We start from the raw sequence: 16,336 nt of genomic DNA, 5'->3' as shown, positions 1-16,336 counted from the left end.
GCCTCGCGGCGTCAGAAGCGAACTCGTCATGACCGTGGTCCTCCCCGCCCGGCATCCTCTGGTGTCCAGTCGCATCGTGACAGGAAATTTGAACACGTTCAACTCCGAAGGACGCCGCCGGTGGACGGTGGACTCCTCCACTCGTCGACTCGGACCCGTCGATGCCGCGCGAGTCGGTTCCACACCCCCTGTGAGGCGGCGGCCGCGGGCCCGGTCGCAAATCACTTGACTTGCACGCGGGCCGGCGCTGCATTGTGTGCAGACACCACGAATCGTGGTGCCGACAACCCGGAGAGGCAGCGGCAACACATGGAGATCCGTTCCACGTCCGACCAGGACCTCGACGTCTTCGTCGACACACTCCATGCCGCGTTCGGGCGCTTCCCCGAAACCCCCGCCGGGGGCGGCGGGGTGTGGTGGTCGGCGTTCGAGATGGACCGCAACCTGTTCGCCATGTCGGCGGACGGGCGGCCCGTCGGGACCGCCGGTGCGTACTCCTTCGAGCTCACCCTGCCCGGTGAGATCCTCGTCCCGGCCGCCGGGGTGACGGCCGTCGGCGTAGTGCCCTCGCACCGGCGCCAGGGCGTGCTCAGCGCGATGATGCGCCACCAGCTGACCGAGCTTCGGACCCGAGGTGAGTTCCTCTCCGTGCTGCTGGCCTCCGAGGCACTGATCTACCGCAGGTTCGGCTACGGACCGGCGACGTACACGCAGCGGCTGACGGTGCCGCGGCACAAGGCCGGCCTTGCCCTCCCCCGGGCACACGGAGCGGCCGACGCCCCGGACACCGGCACGATCGAGGTGCTGCGGCGGGCCGAGTGCGGCGAGATCCTGGAGGAGGTCTACGACCGCTACCGCCGCGCTCAGCCCGGAGCACTGTCCCGGCCGCACCACTGGTGGGCCTCGGGCGCGGGGCAGCCCCCGGTCTCCTCGGCGCCGCGCTACGTCGCCGTACACCGGGACGCCGACGGCGTCCCGGACGGGTACGCCAGTTATTCGATCGGCGACCCCGACACCTTGACGGTCGACGAGACCATCGCCGCCGATGACGCGGTCTTCGCGGCCCTGGCCCGGTTCGTGCTCGGCCACGACCTGGTCGGCCAGGTCGTGTTCAAGCACCTCCCGCGCGAGCACCCGTTGCGCTGGCAGCTCGCGGACTTCCGCGCCGGCCAGGTGAGCGGCGACACCGACTGGCTCTGGGTGCGACTGCTGGACATCCCGCGCGCGCTGACCTCGCGCGGCTGGTTCACGGACGGCGAACTCGTCCTCGACGTCGACGACCCGTTCCTCGGCGAGCGCGGCCGGCATCTGCTGACCGTCCGGGACGGCAAGGCCGGCTGCGTCCCGACGGAGCGCGAGCCCGACCTGTCCCTGGACGTGAGCGACCTGGGCTCGATCTACCTCGGCGGCACCACCCCGAGCACGCTCGTGCGCGCCGGACACGTACGGGCACACCACCCCGGCGCGGCCGCCCTCGCCGACGCCCTCTTCCGCGCCGAGCGCACCCCGCACTGCCTGCACTGGTTCTGACCGCGCTCGCGACCCTCCACAACTCCCTTTCGACACTGTCCTCATGGCGTCGAGGCCGATGTGGAGGGTCCGCCGAGCGTCGATCGAACGCATCGGCAATCATGAAGCATGCGCTCGGACGGCTGGCACCTCACCGAAGACGTCGACGACTTCCTCGCCCGGGCCGGGGACTTCCTGCGCTCACGGCCGGCCCTGCACAACACACCGCTGACGACGATCGAGAGGCTGCGCACACGCGGCGCGGACGGTGCGCTCTTCGGTCTGCTGGTGACGGGAGGCGAGGTCCGCGCCGTCTGCTACCGCCTCGCGTCCCAGCGGCTGACCCTCACCACCCTCTCCGCCGACCAGGCCGGCGCCCTCGCCGTCCACCTGACGGACTTCGGGCTCTCCCTCACGGGCGTCGTCTCGGACCACGACACTGCCACGGCGTTCGCCGAGGCATGGCCGCGGCGCTCGGGCGGCGCGGCGCCACTGCCCTACTGGCGGGGCCGTCTCCATCGCCTCGGCACGCTCACCCCGCCGGATCCGCTCCCGGACGGCCGGGGTCGCGTCCTGGGCACGGCGGACCGCGAGCACATCATCCAGTGGTGCGACGAGTTCGCCACCGCCGTCGGAGAGACTCCCTCCGTCGATGCCGACGCCTGGGCCGGCTCGCGGTTCGGCGACAAGCACTTCACGTTCTGGGAGACCCCGGACGGCACTCCCGTCTCCATGGCAGGCTCGACCTCGATGGTCGGCGGCATGATCCGGGTGGACCCCGTCTACACCCCGGCCCACCTCCGTGGTCGCGGCTACGCGGGCGCCGTGACGGTCGAGGTGAGCAGGGCCGCGCTGGCCGCGGGCGCGACGGACGTCGTCCTGTTCACGGACCCGGCCAACCCCACCAGCAACGCCCTGTACCAGCGGATCGGATACGTCCCGGTCGCCTGCTTCACCGGGTACGACTTGTCCCACGGCGCCCCAGTGGACGGTTGGGAACGCGGCCGGACCAGAACCGCGCCGAAGGACGGCAGCGCCTGCTGAGATACTCCGGCCCATGGATGCCGGGCTGATGGGGAGCGGTACGCGCGCGGGCGAAGGGTCGCGTGCGCAGGGCGTGTTGGCGGACGGCTCGGGCTGGGCGCTGCGGTCCGCGACGGCGGAGGACATCGAGGTGATCGCTGAGTTGCGGGCCACGGTGATGCGTGCGGATCTGGTCCGCCTCGGGCGCTACGACGAGCACCGGGTGCGGCAGCGGCTGAGGGACTCCTTCTCCGCACGGCACATGTCGGTCGTCATGGTCGACGGCGAACTCGGGGGTTGCGTCACGGTCCGGCCCGCCGTGGGCGGACAGTGGCTGGAGCACTTCTACCTTGCGCCACGCTGTCAGAACCGAGGACTTGGATCCGCTGTCCTGAGGACGGTGCTGGACCGGGCGGACGCTCAGGGGACGGTCGTACGGCTGGATGTTCTGCGGGGCAGTGCCGCACGTCGGCTCTACGAGCGCCATGGCTTCGTGGTGGAGTCCCAGGACCCGATCGACGTCTTCATGGTGCGCCCGCCGGGGGCGAGCCCCGCGGCGAAGGACTGATCCGCCGGCCGGCGGCACCGGGCGTCCGCGTGAACGCGCGGCGGGGGCGAAACGGTCAGTCGTCGGTCTTGATCTTCTTCATGGTCAGGTGGGACTCGACGCGCAGGATACCGGGCAGACCGGTGAGCTTGCCGGTGAGGAAGGCGTTGTAGGCGGCGTGGTCGGCGACGGCGACGCGGAGGAAGTAGTCGGGGCGGCCGAACATCCTGCGGAACTCGACGACTTCCTCGTAGGAGGCCAATGTCTCCTCCAGGGTCTCGATGGTCTTCAGGTCGTTGGCGTAGACCTCGATGTCGATCATGACTTCCAGCGCGCGGCCGACGGCTTCGGGGTTGATGACGGCGCGGTAGCCGCTGATGGCCCCGGCGTCCTCGAGGCGTTTGAGGCGACGCAGGCAGGGCGGCGGGGTGAGCCCGACCCGCTTCGCCAGTTCGACGTTGGTCAGCCGCCCGTCCTGACGCAGGTGAAACAAAATTTCCCTGTCGATCGCGTCGAGGCTGATTTGATTACCCATGACGCCAGCATAGAGGAACAATGGGAAACCATATGTGGTGGACATTCTTCTAAAATTTCAGCATGCGAACGTCCCCGGTCGCCGTGACCCACCCCCCTCGTCCTGCTCCGACCTCCTCGCAGCCTCCGCGGTCCGAGGCCCTGGCGGCTCTGAAGGACTCCACCTCCGTGGGCCTGGGGCTGTTGCCGCTCGGCCTCGCGTTCGGGGTGCTCATCACCCATGCCGGTCTGCCCTGGTGGTGCGCGAGCCTGTTCACCGCCGTCGTCTACGCCGGCTCGTTCGAGTTCCTGCTCGTGAACCTCGCCCTTGCGGTCACGCCGCTGGCGACGGTCGCGCTGACCGCCTTCCTGGTCAACGTCCGGCACGTGTTCTACGCACTGTCCTTCCCCCTCGACCGCGTGCGGGGGCGGCTCGCGAGGACCTACAGCACCTTCGCCCTGACCGACGAGGCCTACGCGCTGACGACCGGCGAGCGGGCCCGGTCCTGGTCCGGCGCGCGCATCGTGTGGCTGCAGTCGTTCATGCAGCTGTACTGGGTCGGCGGCGCCACCGCGGGCGCCCTGCTCGGGTCGGTCGTACCCGACGGCGTCAGGGGCCTGGACTTCGCCATGACCGCGCTGTTCGCCGTCCTGGCCCTCGACGCCGTGCGCGAGCGGCGCGGCGACCTGCCCACCCCCCTTCTCGCGCTGCTCAGCGCCCTGGTCGCCCGCCTGATCTGTCCCGGTCAGATGCTGCTGGCCGCCTTCGCCCTGTTCACCGCCGCGCTCCTGGCCCGGTACCCCACCGCCCGCGAGCGGACCGGCGAGAGGATGTCCGATGCCTGACACCCGCTACCTGCTCCTGGCCGTCGCCGTCTCGGCCGCCGTCACATGGGCGCTGCGCGCCCTGCCCTTCACCGTCCTCGCCTCGTTGCGGGCCAGCAGGACCGTGCGGTACCTCGGCGCGCGCATGCCGGCCGGCGTCATGGTGATCCTCTTCGTCTACTGCCTGCGCGACCTTCCACTCCCCCAGCCACGCGCCGCCGCACCGCTGGCCGCGCTGGCCGTGACCGTCGGGCTCCACCTGTGGCGCCGCAACGCCCTGCTGAGCATCATCGGCGGCACCGTCGCCAGCGTGGCCCTGGCCAGCGGCCTCTTCGCGGGCTGACGCGCGGCACATGCCGGGGTCGAACGACCGGCGCGGCCCCGGCGTGACCGGTTCGTGCTGCGCCGCCGACCGCCCGTGATGCGGGCAGCAGGTGAACCCCCGAGTCTGGAAGGCGATGCCGAAGGCCCGGTCGATCGGCTGACCGAACCCGGCGAGCGACAACCAGTGGAGGTTCGTCATGAAGGATCTGCCCCCGCCCCCCAATCCGACGCTGGAGCCCGCGGCCAGGGAACTCGCCGACGCGACCGCCGCCCATCCCCGTATCTACGAGGTCCCGCCCGAGCAGGGGCGTGACATCCTCGCGGGACTGCAGACCGGAGAGGGCGTGGCCAAGCCGGAGATCGACGAGGAGTGGATCAGCGTCGACGCCGGCGAGTGGGGCACGGTGCGGGCCCGCATCGTCAAGCCCAAGAACGCCGACGGCCCCCTGCCCGTGATCTTCTACATCCACGGCGCCGGCTGGGTGTTCGGGGACGAGAACACCCATGACCGTCTCGTGCGGGAACTGGCCGTCGGCGCGGGCGCGGCCGCCGTGTTCCCCGTCTACGACCGGGCCCCCGAGGCCCGTTACCCCACCCAGATCGAGCAGAACTTCGCCGTCGCCCGGTGGGTCGTCGAGCAGGGCGCCGGTCACGGGCTCGACCCCTCCCGCATGGCGATCTGCGGCGACTCCGTCGGCGGCAACATGTCCGCGGTCCTCACGCAGATGGCCAAGGACCGAGGCGGCATCCGCCTCGCCGCACAGGTGCTGCTCTACCCGGTCACCGACGCGAACTTCGACAACGCCTCGTATCTGCAGTTCGCCGAGGGCTACTACCTCACCCGGGACGGCATGCTCTGGTTCTGGGACCAGTACACGACCGACGAGGTCCAGCGCAAGGAACGCTACGCGGCCCCGTTGCGCGCCTCGCTCGACGATCTCAAGGGTCTGCCGCCGGCCGTGGTGATCACCGACGAGGCCGACGTGCTGCGCGACGAGGGTGAGGCGTACGCGGCCCGCCTGCGGGAGGCCGGAGTCCCGGTCACCGCCGTACGTGTCCAGGGCATGGTGCACGACTTCCTCATGCTCGACAGCCTCCGCGACTGCCACGCCACCGACGTGGCCCGACGGATCGCCGTCGCCGCCCTCAAGGACGCCCTGCACGGCAGCTGAAGGCTCATGGCGGGCCCGACGAGCCCGACCACCTCGGGGCCCGGTCCGGCAACCCATCGGCCGCTGTGGCGCGGCCGGGTTCGGCACCGCCGTACGGCGCCAGGCTCCGAAGTGTCGTACTCCGACCGGTTTCCGGAGAGGGGCTCAGGAGCGGCCGCGGAAGTCGCGGACGTACGCGCGCACATCCACCTCGTATGGCGTCCGGCCACGGACCGCGTGGATGCCCGGGACCCCGCCCGGGAGACGGCCCCTCTCCGCCAAGCGTCGGACACACGAGGTGAACACCCCATGAGCACCGTTGAGGACAGGAACAAGGCCATCGTCCGCGAGGGTTTCGACACCCTGTTCAACAAGCGGGACTACGGCGCAGCCGAGCGGTTCTGGTCCCCCGGCTACATCCAGCACAGCGCCCACATCGCGCCCGGACGGGAGGGCCTGTTCGACCTGGTCAAGAGCCTCCCGCCGGACCTGGGGCACGAAACCGAACTCATCATGGCGGAGGGGGACATGGTCATGGTGCGAGGACGCTTCTCGGGAGAGGGCCGGTCGGCCCCGTGGATCGCCGTCGACTTCCTCCGTCTGGAGGACGGCGTCATGGTGGAGCACTGGGACGTGATCGAGGTCGAGGCGTCCAGGGCCGAGTCCCTGAGTGGCCTGCCCATGTACGGCGACACGTTCCCCGAGGACCGATGAGGCGGGGAAGCGCCCCTTGACATGGTGAGTCTCATAAAGCAACTTTGGAGGTCAGAACCGCTCTATGGCAAGGGGGCCGGCGGCCTTGGAATGGACAGGCGTGCGCTACGCGGACAAACCCACGATCGAGGTGCACACATGGATCGACGCCTCACCCAAGAGGGTGTGGGCCGTCGTCAGCGACATCGAGCTGATGCCGGGCATGAGCGAGGAACTACGGTCCGTCGAATGGCTCGACGGCGCACCGGGCCCGGCCGTGGGGGCCAGGTTCGTCGGCCGCAGTGAGCACGAGGCGTTCGGCACATGGGAGACGACCTCCCATGTCGTGGAGTGCGAGACGGAGTCGGTCCTCGCCTGGGCGGTGGAGGACCCGTCCGACCCCTCCGCGGTCTGGCGCTTCCGGCTGCTGCCCAGGGACGGCGGAACCGAACTCTCGCAGTGGATGCAACTCGGCCCGGGGCGCTCCGGGTTGTCCGTGGCGATCGACCGGATGCCGGAGAAGGAACAGAAGATCGTCTTCGTTCGTCTGCGGGAGTTCGAGCGTGGCATGACGCACACGCTTACGCAGATCAAGAAGCTGGCGGAGGCGTGATGCGGACGGCGACCACGATCGAGGCCTCCGGCGGCGAACACTGGTCCCAGCACGCGGACTTCGTCGTCGAGGCGGAGAAGCTGGGCCTGGACGTCTGCTGGGTCGCCGAGGCCTGGGGCTCGGACGCGCCCACCGCCCTCGGCTACCTCGCGGCGCTCACCGACCGGCTGCTGCTGGGATCCGGTGTGATGCAGCTGGGCACACGGACCCCGACGGCCATCGCGCAGACCGCCGTCACCCTCTCCAACCTGTCGGGCGGGCGCTTCCTGCTCGGCCTCGGCGCGTCCGGCCCGCAGGTGATCGAGGGGCTCCACGGAGTACCCTTCGCCCGGCCTCTACGACGGATGCGCGAGACCGTGGAGATCGTGCGACGGGTTCTCGACGGCGGCCGACTCTCCTACTCCGGCGCGGAGTTCACCATCCCGCTGGCCGGCAGCGAGGCCGTCCCGATGCGGCTGTCGATGCGCGCGGAGCACCCGGTGCCGGTCTACCTGGCGGCGCTGTCCCCCGCCATGCTCCGGCTGACCGGCGAGGTCGCCGACGGCTGGCTGGGCACCAGCTTCGTGCCCGAGGGCGCGGGCGAGGCCTACTTCGCGCACCTCGACGACGGTCTGGCCCGCAGCGACCGCACCCGGGCGGACCTCGACGTCTGCCAGGGCGCCGAGGTCGCCATCGCCACCGACGAGGAAGCGCTCGGCGCGATGGTCGCCGGGCGCAAGAAGGAACTCGCCTTCAGCCTGGGCGGCATGGGCTCGTCGTCCACCAACTTCTACAACAACGCCTACAGCCGTCAGGGTTGGGCCGCGGTCGCCGCCGAGGTGCGCGAACGGTGGCAGGCCGGGGACCGGGACGGCGCGACCGGCCTCGTGACCGACGAGATGGTGCTGGGCACGACACTGATCGGTACGGAGGCCATGGTGCGCGAGCGGCTGGCGGTATGGCGCGACGCCGGTGTCACCACGGTCCGCCTCTATCCGGCCGGGGAGACCCTGGAGGCCCGGCTCGCCACGCTGGCCAGGGCGATCGAGCTGGTCCACGAGGTCGACGGGGCGTCCTGACCACTCGTGCGCGGCTGCCGGGACCACCTGGGTGGGGCTCAGTCGGCGCTCCGCGTCGGCTCCCCTTCGTCGTCCGGTTCGTCGTCCAGGTGGAACCGTCGTCGGACGTCAGGACGGTCGAGGAGCCTCGCCGGGTAGCCGGGGCCGGGGCGTGCGGTGACGTCCTCCCAGGCCAGCGGCTCCCTGCAGTGGGAGCACACCACCTCGCCGTGGGCATCGTGACCGCAGGTCTCGTGGTGGGTGACGACCGGCGGCCCGTCCTCGTCCGCGAGCCACCGGTCGCCCCACCGCGTCATGGCGAGGATCACGCCGTAGAAGTCACGGCCCGACTCGGTCAGCACGTACTCATGGCGGATCGGCTGCGTCTCGTACAACCGCTTCTCGAGGAGGCCCGCCTCCACCAGTCTGCGCAGCCGCTCCGCGAGGGTGTTGCGTGCGATGCCCAGTTCCTGCTGGAACTCGTCGAACCGGCGGATCCCGTAGAACGCCTCCCTCAGCACCAGGGGCGTCCACCAGTCGCCCAGCAGGTCCATGGTCCTCGCCACCGAGCACGGCCAGTTCGCGAACGACGTGCGTCTCATACGGCGATGATACGAGTCTTCTAGTGAGACTCAGCACGTCGGATCCGTTGCGCGAGCCAGTCGGTGTAGTGGGTCGGGGCGATCCGTGCGTCGGCCGGGGCGATGATGACATCACCGGGGACTGCGGCGAACATGCCCGCGGTGTCATCGGTGACGACAGAACGCCCGTCGCCCTTGGCGGTCACGGTGAGACGCGGAACGCACGGTGGCTGGACTTCGGGAGTGCTTCCCTCCCCTGCCGCTCACTCCCCTGCGGCGTCGTGGCCCTTTTCGTGGGTTTCCGCGAGTTCGGCGTCGGGGCCCTGGGCGCGGACCCGCTGGACGTGTTCGAGGGACTCGCGCAGTTCGGTGAGCCAGTCGTCCGTGTGGCGCTGGACCAGGCGCACGCACCACGCCAGGGCGTCACTGCGGCTGCGGGCGACGCCACCCGCGATCAGGGTGTCGAGGACCTGGCGCTCGGGCTGGCGCAGCCGGGTCATGACGGGCGCCGCCACATGCGTGAACAGGGCGCGTTCCCCGGCGCACTCCACGCCCCAGGAGACCTTCCGGCGGAAGCGGTGCTCGGCCTCGCGGGCGACCCCGATCCGCGTCTCCCTGGTCCGCTCGCGGAACTCCTGGACCCGGCCCTGGACGGCCGCCTCACGTTCGGTGGGCGAGGCGTCGTCGGAGAGCCGAGGTGCGGCGATGCGGCCGACGACGGTGATCTCCTCGCGGTCGACCGCCACGTCGACCAGTTCCTCGAACAGGTCGTCCGGCACACGGCCGGCGAACCAGCCGCGCAGCTTCTCTCGCTCCTCTGTCGTAATCATGTAATCACCATTACTCCGCAGCGGACCGGATGCAAGAGTCCGTGGGTGGTGTCCGCCGACAGCGGAAGCGGGCCGCGCCGGGACGGGTGGGTCACCCCGGACCGTGCTCCGGCCGTCCGGTGACCCTGCCGTCGGGCGACAGGGTGAAACGGGTGCCGTCCATCTCCGCGGTGGACGTGGCCTGCCCGCCGTACGCCTTCATCGTGAAGTCCTCCGCCTTGCCCATGTGCACGCGGGCTTCGGCGGCGTCGCTCCGGGAGTTGACCCGTGTCCTCACCGACCAGTCGTTCACCTGTCTCTCCCGCCACGGCCCCCAGCTGTCCTGCGGCAACAGCCCGGCGCCCCGCCCGGAGAACACGTACCAACCGGCGAGGCCGAGCAGGACGACGACGGCTCCGGTCACGCGCGCGGAGGCGGTCGGCCGGTGCCGGATGCGGGAGAGAGCCACGGCGGGCCCCGTTCGGTTCGGAGGCGAACTTCACCGCACCCGAAGACGACCACCTGCCGACCTGCGCTCCCCGTGGCGGGGGACCGCCTTGCCCGGTCCGGTCGTTCAGCGGACCGTGGCGACGAGGCGTCGTAGGGCGGCGTGGGCGGGTGGGCCCCAGGTGGGCTTGCCGCCGGGGCGGCCGCGGACGCCGGCTTCTCCGATGAGGATGCCGCCGAGCGCGCGTAGCACCGCCCAGCCGCGGGCACCGCGCAGGGTGGCGGTGTCCACGGCCGGCCGATAGGCGTCGTGGAAGCGGTCGACAGCGCCGTCCGGCAGCAGAATCCAGGGGGCGGCAAGGTCGCAGGCCGGATCTGCCGCGCAGAGGTCGCCGAAGTCGATCACACCGCAGAAGGTGCCGCACGCGGTGAGGACGTCGGCCGGATGCAGATCTCCGTGGAGCCACAGTGCCGGGCCCGGCCGGTCGGGCGCGGCGAGGGCGTCTTCCCAGACCGCTCGGACGGCGTCCGGGGCGGGGATCAGCCCCAGCTCGGTGGCCGAGGTGAGCCGCTCGGCGAACTGCTCGGCGCAGTCGGCCAGCGACCCCCCGCGGCCCCGTCCGAGGGGCGCCCCGTCGGGAGCGGGGCGGTGAAGAGCCGTCAGGAACGCGGCCAGGGCGTCGGCCGCCGCCTCGGCGCGCGTGGCGGGGGCGTGGTCGGCGGGCGTACCCGGAACCCAGGTGGTGACGATCCAGGTGCGGGGAAACCGCTCGGAGGGCTCACCGAGGTGCTGCGGTACGGGGACCGGCAGAGGGAGGTGTGGGGCGAGGACGGGGAGCCAGGCGTGCTCCTTGCGCAGAAGCAGGTCGGCGGACCGCGTCGCCCAGGGCAACCCGGCGAGGTCGTCGCCGAGCCGCCACATCTGACTGTCCCAGCCCCTCGCACCGAAACTCAGCGGGCGGTCGGCAAGGCCGGGATGCCGGTCGCGCAGCAGATCGCGGACCAACTCCGCGGTGACCTCGATCTCGGGGTGGGTCATCGCGGGGCGACGACAGCGGACGCAAGCGCCGCGAAGCCGGTGGTCAGCGGTCTTCTACGGGGAGGACGGGTCACTCCACGTAGCCCGTCGGGCGGTCGGAGACGCGGACCGCTAGGGCTGCGATGTCGTCGTCGAGGCCGCCGCCGCTGTGCTGGAGGAGGTCCTGGTGGAGCATGTCGAGCAGCGCCCCGGGCTCGCTCGGGGCCTGCTGGCGCATCCAGTCCTGCAGGGGGAAGAACTCGCCCTTGCGGTTCCGGCACTCGATGACGCCGTCGGTGTAGAAGAGCAGCTGGTCACCGGGGGCGCAGGAGATCGTGTCGATCGTGTACTGGGGGCCGATGAGCGCGGCGAGGTTGAGGATCGGCGAGGTGGCGGTGGGATCCAGGACCTGCAGCTTGCCGTCGTGCAGGAGGAGTGGGGGAGGATGCCCGCAGTTCAGGAGCCTGAGGTCGCCGCCGCGGTCCGGGAACTCGGCGAGCACGACCGTGGTGAACTGCTCCAGCAGGTCCCCGGTGGGGAACGTACAGCTGTGCCGGGTGCTGCTGGCGTCCAGGCGGCGGACGATGCCCTCCAGGTTCGGCTCGTCGTACGCGGCCTCCCGGAAGCAGTTGACCACCGCCGCGGCGGCGCCCACCGCGGGCAGGCCCTTGCCCCGCACATCGCCGATGATCAGGCGTACCCCGAAAGACGTGGTGACGATCTCGTAGAAGTCCCCGCCGATGTGCGCCTGCGCGGCGGCCGCGAGGTACATCGACTCGACATCGAGGCGACCGACCCGGCGGGGCAGCGGGCGCAGGAGCACTTTCTGTGCCGCGTCCGCGACGAGGCGTAGCTGGATGAAGGCCTGTTCCCGCTGGATCCGGACACGGCACGCGTAGGCGGCGGCCACGGTGACCGCGGCGATGGCACCTGCGGTGAACCACGTGCCGAGATCGGGGTAGACAAGGCTCAACCCGATCATGATCACGACACACGCCGCTCCCAGCAGGATGGTGGGCAGCACGGGCCAGATGGAGGCCGCGAGGGCGGGTGCGGCCGTCAGCAGGCGGCTGAAGGCGATCCTCCTGGGAGTGGAGAACGCCAGGGCCGTCACGATCACGGTCAAGATCACGGGTGAGAGCAGGGCGAAGCTCCACCGTCGGCCGAGAGGGCGACTCGTCCGCATCCACCCAGTCCAGATCATGAACCACAGCATATCGGCACATACCGGACATAATTTCTTAAGGGTGAGCGGCTTCGGCTTCGCGTCCGGCGGATCAGGACCCCATGTTCCGAGCGCCCAGCCGCCCGGCTCCACAGGACCACGCCCCGGCGTCACCGCCTGGAGCGGCCGCATGGCGTCGGTGCCGATCCGTCGGCCGGTCTCGTCACACCTGGATCCTTGGCCCCGGGGGGACGTGGTGCCCGGGCCGGAGCGGCGATACCGTCCGGCCACTCGGGAGCGGCCCGGAACGGCGCGTTGCATGCGGCCCTCCCACCCGCGCCTGCCCGGATCGACCGTTACGGTCGGTCAGGGCCACGGCGTATGGGTCGACCGCTTGCGGCGCGTCACAGCGCCGAGGTCGTTTCCTTCCCGGACGCGCTGCCCGCGAGCCACTCGCTCCACGCCAGGTTGAAGTCGGCGTAGCCGTTGTCGGGCGAGGCCTTGGCACGGATGGAGCCGGTGATGGTCACGGGGTCGCCCTGCTTGACCTGGCCGTAGAACCACTTGGCGTCCGACATGGACAGGTGGACGCAGCCGTGCGAGCCGCGGGCGCTGCCGCTGCCCGGGTTGGGGTCGCCGGTCGAGTAGTGCACGTACGTGCCGGACTGGGTCAGGTGGACGTCCCAGGGCAGCGTCAGGTCGTAGTAGTTGGGGCTGCCCTTGTCACAGCTGATGCCGACGCTGCAGGAGGTCATGTGGACCTTCTCCTCCTTGTCGATGACGGCCATCGTGCCGTTCCACGTCGGGTACTGGGGGCTGCCCGCGTTGATCGACAGGGTGCGCAGCACCGTGCCGTTCCGGGTCACCTTCATGGTGTGACCGGTCACCGAGACGTCCGCGCGCACGTCGTCACCGACGGTGAAGCTGTGCGTGTAGTCGCGGACGCCGTAGCGTCCGCTGCCGTTGCTGACGCCCTGCATGTCGGCGTCGATCTTCACCTTCGTGCCGGAGGGCCAGTACGTCTGCGGTCGCCAGTCGGCGCGCCTGTCGCCGAACCAGTGCCAGGCACCGACCACCGGCTGCGAGGTGCTCACCTTCATGTGCTTCTCCACCGTGGCCCGGGCCTTCGCCGCCACCGGGTTCGTGAAGACCACCGAGATCGGCATGGCCACGCCGACCGTCGTTCCCGCCTGCGGGGTGATCGTGTCCAGCAGCATGGGAGGGCCCGCGGGCTTCGTGGGCGACGGGGAGGCGCTCGCGCCCGACTTGCCCGGCGCCTTCGCGTCGTCCCCGCCCGCCTTGTCGCTGCTGCCCCCGCCGCAGGCACTCGCACCCAACAGCACCGCACCCGTGACCAGTGCGATCCCTATGCCGCCCTTGCGCCGTCCCACGACCTGCCCCGCTCTCTCGTTCTTCGGCCCCGACGGGCCCGACTCCCTGTCAGACAACGGGCACCCGGGGCACAGTTGCGTGCGTTGCGTAAAGCGTGTCCAAAATAACGGCGGGCATTCCGGCGTATCGAGACCGGACTTCGGGGAACGCGGCATCTCGCCCGGTCGTGACCGCGGGTGCCGCGGCCCGTCGGCCGGCGCGTCGGGCGATGCGGCGGCGTTCACTGCGGGAGCACCCAGCCCGGTAGCCAGGTTCCGGCGGCGTCGCGGCCGGTCGCCGTGGCGGCGAGGTGGGCGCGGAGGGTGGCGAGCGCCGGGTGGGGGTTGTCGCGGTGCCACAGGAGCGAGTGCGGGTAGACGGGCGTCGGGTCGGTCACCGGGATGCGGCGCAGGCCGTGGTCCGCGGGCCAGACGAGGCGGGTGTGCTCGCCCATGAAGGTGGCCAGGGCCGGGGTGTCGGCGACCGTGTCGAGGAGAGCGTCGGAGCCGAAGTTGGGGCCGGTCGCCTCGATGGTGAGGCCGAACTCGGCGACGAGGTCGTCGTAGTACGCGGCCCACTCGGTACCGGGGACGATGCCGGGCATCCAGATCCGGTGTCCTACGAGCTGAGCGACGGTCACCGACCGGGCGCCCGCGAGCGCGTGGGCGGGGCCGGTGAGGAGCTGCAGCGGCTCGTCGAGCACCCGGGCGGACTCGATGTCGTCGGGAAGCGGCCGTCCGGGCATGCCGACGGCCCGGAAGGAGGCGTCGATCGTGCCGGAGCGGATGGCGGCGACGGCCGTGTCGACGTCGAACAGCATCACCACGTCGAGGTCGATCCCGGGATGCGCGCGGTGGAAGGCGCGCATCAGGCCCGACGTCGCAAGGCGTGAGGCGATCACGTCGACGCGCAGCGGGCGGTGTCCGGTGCGCACGGACGCGACGGCCCGGTCTGCGACGCGCAGCAGGTCGCGCGCGTGGGGCAGGAACGCCTGTCCGTCGATCGTGAGCTCGGCGCCGCGCGCGGTGCGGGTGAACAGCCGCACGCCGAGGTTGCGCTCCAGCGCGGCGATGCGCTTGGAGACGGCCTGCTGGGTGACCGCCAGCTCGGCGGCGGCCTCCTGGAACTGCCCCGCGTCGGCGGCGGCGACGAAGGTCCGGACGGTGTCGAGATCCATGGCGAGAGCGTATGGCCACAACCGCTGGTTGTGGTGGGCGACCCTGCGGTTGTTTGATCCCCGGTTATGGTGCTCGCTTTGATGTGACCGATCGCGGTTGGGTTGTACGGGTGAGTGACGAGAGGCGTCGGGCATGAGGAGCGGGCACCGGCTGGGACATCTGCCCGGACGCCGGCTGGGGCGGCCCTTCGGGTGGCTCTGGGGAGCGTACGGGACCAGCGCGCTCGGCACGTGGCTCGCCTTCGGCGCGTTCCCGCTGATCGCCATCCGGGTGCTGCACGCCGGACCGGCCGAGGTCGCCGCGCTCTCCTCCGTGGGGGCTGCGGTCGGCGCCGCCGTGGCGGTGCCGCTCGGCCCCTGGATGGAGTTCCGCCGCAAGAGGCCGGTGCTGATCGCGATGGACCTGGCGCGGTTCGCGGCGCTGCTGACGATTCCCGTCGCGTTCGCGTTCGGCGCGCTCACCTTCGTTCAGCTGCTGCTGGTCTCGATCCTCGTGGCGGCGGCCGACATCACCTTCCGGGCCGCCTCCGGCGCGTACCTGAAGACGCTGCTGCCCGCCGGGGACCTGCTCGTCGCCAACGCCCGGTTCGAGTCCACTTCCTGGACGACCACGATCGTCGGGCCGCCGCTGGGCGGTGCGGCGATCGGGCTCCTCGGTCCGGTGGCGACGGTGGTGGCGGACGCGGCCAGCTATCTGCTCTCCGCCCTGGGCATCCGCGCGATGGGCGGCCACGAGCCGCGGCCCGAGCCGCGCGAGGCCGCGCGCATGCGGCCCGGGGACCTGCTCGACGGCTGGCGGTACATCCTCGCCGAACCGACGCTGCGCCCCCTGTTCTTCAACACCGCCTTGTTCAACGGCCTGGTGATGGCCGCCCAACCGCTGCTGGCCGTCCTGATGCTCGGCCGGCTCGGGTTCGCACCGTGGCAGTACGGCCTCGCCTTCGCCGCCCCCTCGATCGGCGGGCTGCTCGGCTCACGGCTGGCCCGGCCGCTCGTCACCCGGTTCGGACAGCACCGGGTCCTGTTCGTGTTCGGGGGGCTGCGCGTGATCTGGCCCGTCGGCCTGGCCTTCCTGGGGCCGGGCACCGGAGGGCTGCTGCTGGTGATGGGCGTCGAGCTCGGGCTCATCTTCTGCTGCGGGGTCTTCAACCCCGTCTACGCCACCTACCGGCTGGAGCGCACCGCGCCCGACCGGGTCGCCCGCACCCTGTCCGCCTGGACCGTGACCACCAAGGCCTCGAGCGCGCTCCTGACGGCCGTCTGGGGTGTGCTGGGCAGCCTCATCGGGCCCCGTACGGCCATCGGCCTCGCCGGTGTGCTCCTGCTGGCGACCCCGCTGCTCCTCCCCCGCCGCTCGGCGGCGCCGCTCCCCGAGCCGGAGCCGGCGGCGAGCCGCGCCTGACGGGGGGCGGATCGCGACAGGCCCCGAGTGTTCGGCGCGCGCCTGGGGCCGGGAGCGGGCGCGGCCGGGCGGTGCACCGGCCGCGCCGCCGACGGCTCCGGGGAACCTCGGCGGCCCGCCTTGTGCGGTTC

19 protein-coding genes are annotated in these 16,336 nt (G+C 71.4%); 10 read left to right on the top strand and 9 right to left on the bottom strand.

The genetic code is table 11. The features are described from left to right. The first annotated feature begins 309 nt into the window (after positions 1–309). The 3 genes from ACZ7FF_RS13320 (at position 310) to ACZ7FF_RS13310 (ending at position 3,100) form a co-directional block, all read left to right on the top strand. A complete protein-coding gene (locus tag ACZ7FF_RS13320; RefSeq protein ID WP_470812022.1) occupies positions 310–1,530 on the top strand; it encodes a GNAT family N-acetyltransferase in 1,221 nt (406 codons plus the stop codon). 108 nt (positions 1,531–1,638) lie between these two features. Next, entirely contained in the window at positions 1,639–2,553 is a 915-nt protein-coding gene (locus ACZ7FF_RS13315) for a GNAT family N-acetyltransferase (protein ID WP_470812020.1), read from the top strand. A gap of 13 nt (positions 2,554–2,566) precedes the next feature. Continuing rightward, positions 2,567–3,100: a GNAT family N-acetyltransferase gene (locus ACZ7FF_RS13310; RefSeq protein ID WP_470812018.1), complete on the top strand. Its 534-nt coding sequence runs from the start codon at positions 2,567–2,569 to the stop codon at positions 3,098–3,100. 55 nt (positions 3,101–3,155) lie between these two features. Here the strand turns inward: ACZ7FF_RS13310 and ACZ7FF_RS13305 are convergent, their stop codons facing one another. Next, positions 3,156–3,614, bottom strand: coding sequence for an Lrp/AsnC family transcriptional regulator (locus tag ACZ7FF_RS13305; RefSeq protein WP_470812016.1), 459 nt, complete (start codon positions 3,612–3,614; stop codon positions 3,156–3,158). Positions 3,615–3,781: 167 nt separating this feature from the next. Between ACZ7FF_RS13305 and ACZ7FF_RS13300 the strand changes: the two genes are divergently transcribed. The 6 genes from ACZ7FF_RS13300 (at position 3,782) to ACZ7FF_RS13275 (ending at position 8,256) form a co-directional block, all read left to right on the top strand. Beyond that, on the top strand, positions 3,782–4,438 hold the full coding sequence (locus tag ACZ7FF_RS13300; RefSeq protein ID WP_470812243.1) for an AzlC family ABC transporter permease: 657 nt from the start codon (positions 3,782–3,784) through the stop codon (positions 4,436–4,438). Beyond that, complete coding sequence (locus tag ACZ7FF_RS13295; RefSeq protein WP_470812014.1) at positions 4,431–4,760, top strand: branched-chain amino acid transporter permease; 330 nt, start codon at positions 4,431–4,433, stop codon at positions 4,758–4,760. The genes ACZ7FF_RS13300 and ACZ7FF_RS13295 overlap by 8 nt, the downstream gene beginning before the upstream one ends. 178 nt (positions 4,761–4,938) lie before the next feature. Beyond that, positions 4,939–5,913 carry an alpha/beta hydrolase gene (locus ACZ7FF_RS13290; RefSeq protein WP_470812012.1) on the top strand — a complete coding sequence of 325 codons (975 nt, stop codon included), beginning with the start codon at positions 4,939–4,941 and terminating at the stop codon, positions 5,911–5,913. Between the two features lie 288 nt (positions 5,914–6,201). Beyond that, positions 6,202–6,606 (top strand): nuclear transport factor 2 family protein, encoded by a 405-nt coding sequence (locus tag ACZ7FF_RS13285; protein WP_470812010.1) that lies wholly within the window; start codon positions 6,202–6,204, stop codon positions 6,604–6,606. 85 nt (positions 6,607–6,691) lie between these two features. Next, entirely contained in the window at positions 6,692–7,198 is a 507-nt protein-coding gene (locus ACZ7FF_RS13280) for an SRPBCC family protein (protein ID WP_470812009.1), read from the top strand. Next, positions 7,198–8,256 (top strand): LLM class flavin-dependent oxidoreductase, encoded by a 1,059-nt coding sequence (locus ACZ7FF_RS13275; protein WP_470812008.1) that lies wholly within the window; start codon positions 7,198–7,200, stop codon positions 8,254–8,256. Before ACZ7FF_RS13280 ends, ACZ7FF_RS13275 begins: the two co-directional genes overlap by 1 nt. A gap of 38 nt (positions 8,257–8,294) precedes the next feature. Here the strand turns inward: ACZ7FF_RS13275 and ACZ7FF_RS13270 are convergent, their stop codons facing one another. The 8 genes from ACZ7FF_RS13270 to ACZ7FF_RS13235 form a co-directional block, all read right to left on the bottom strand. After that, complete coding sequence (locus ACZ7FF_RS13270; RefSeq protein WP_470812007.1) at positions 8,295–8,837, bottom strand: winged helix-turn-helix transcriptional regulator; 543 nt, start codon at positions 8,835–8,837, stop codon at positions 8,295–8,297. A 20-nt stretch (positions 8,838–8,857) separates the two neighbouring features. Continuing rightward, complete coding sequence (locus ACZ7FF_RS13265) at positions 8,858–9,022, bottom strand: hypothetical protein (RefSeq protein WP_470812005.1); 165 nt, start codon at positions 9,020–9,022, stop codon at positions 8,858–8,860. Positions 9,023–9,079: 57 nt separating this feature from the next. Next, on the bottom strand, positions 9,080–9,646 hold the full coding sequence (locus ACZ7FF_RS13260) for a hypothetical protein (protein WP_470812003.1): 567 nt from the start codon (positions 9,644–9,646) through the stop codon (positions 9,080–9,082). Positions 9,647–9,737: 91 nt separating this feature from the next. Further along, positions 9,738–10,094, bottom strand: a complete 357-nt coding sequence (locus ACZ7FF_RS13255) for a hypothetical protein (protein ID WP_470812002.1) — start codon at positions 10,092–10,094, stop codon at positions 9,738–9,740. A 105-nt stretch (positions 10,095–10,199) separates the two neighbouring features. After that, positions 10,200–11,111, bottom strand: a complete 912-nt coding sequence (locus ACZ7FF_RS13250) for a phosphotransferase (protein ID WP_470812001.1) — start codon at positions 11,109–11,111, stop codon at positions 10,200–10,202. Between the two features lie 70 nt (positions 11,112–11,181). Further along, entirely contained in the window at positions 11,182–12,222 is a 1,041-nt protein-coding gene (locus tag ACZ7FF_RS13245) for a PP2C family protein-serine/threonine phosphatase (protein ID WP_470811999.1), read from the bottom strand. A gap of 437 nt (positions 12,223–12,659) precedes the next feature. Further along, entirely contained in the window at positions 12,660–13,646 is a 987-nt protein-coding gene (locus tag ACZ7FF_RS13240) for a L,D-transpeptidase (protein WP_470811997.1), read from the bottom strand. 221 nt (positions 13,647–13,867) lie between these two features. Continuing rightward, the gene (locus tag ACZ7FF_RS13235; protein ID WP_470811995.1) at positions 13,868–14,803 is read right to left on the bottom strand and encodes a LysR family transcriptional regulator; all 936 of its coding nucleotides are present in this window, start codon (positions 14,801–14,803) and stop codon (positions 13,868–13,870) included. 133 nt (positions 14,804–14,936) lie between these two features. Here ACZ7FF_RS13235 and ACZ7FF_RS13230 point away from each other — a divergent pair, with 133 nt between their 5' ends. Beyond that, a complete protein-coding gene (locus ACZ7FF_RS13230; protein ID WP_470811993.1) occupies positions 14,937–16,205 on the top strand; it encodes an MFS transporter in 1,269 nt (422 codons plus the stop codon). The last annotated feature ends 131 nt before the right edge of the window (positions 16,206–16,336 follow it).

The organism is Streptomyces sp. NPDC037126, assembly GCF_055605965.1.
Note: the sequence above shows the minus strand (reverse complement) of the source record. Positions and strands in the feature narration are given on the sequence as shown.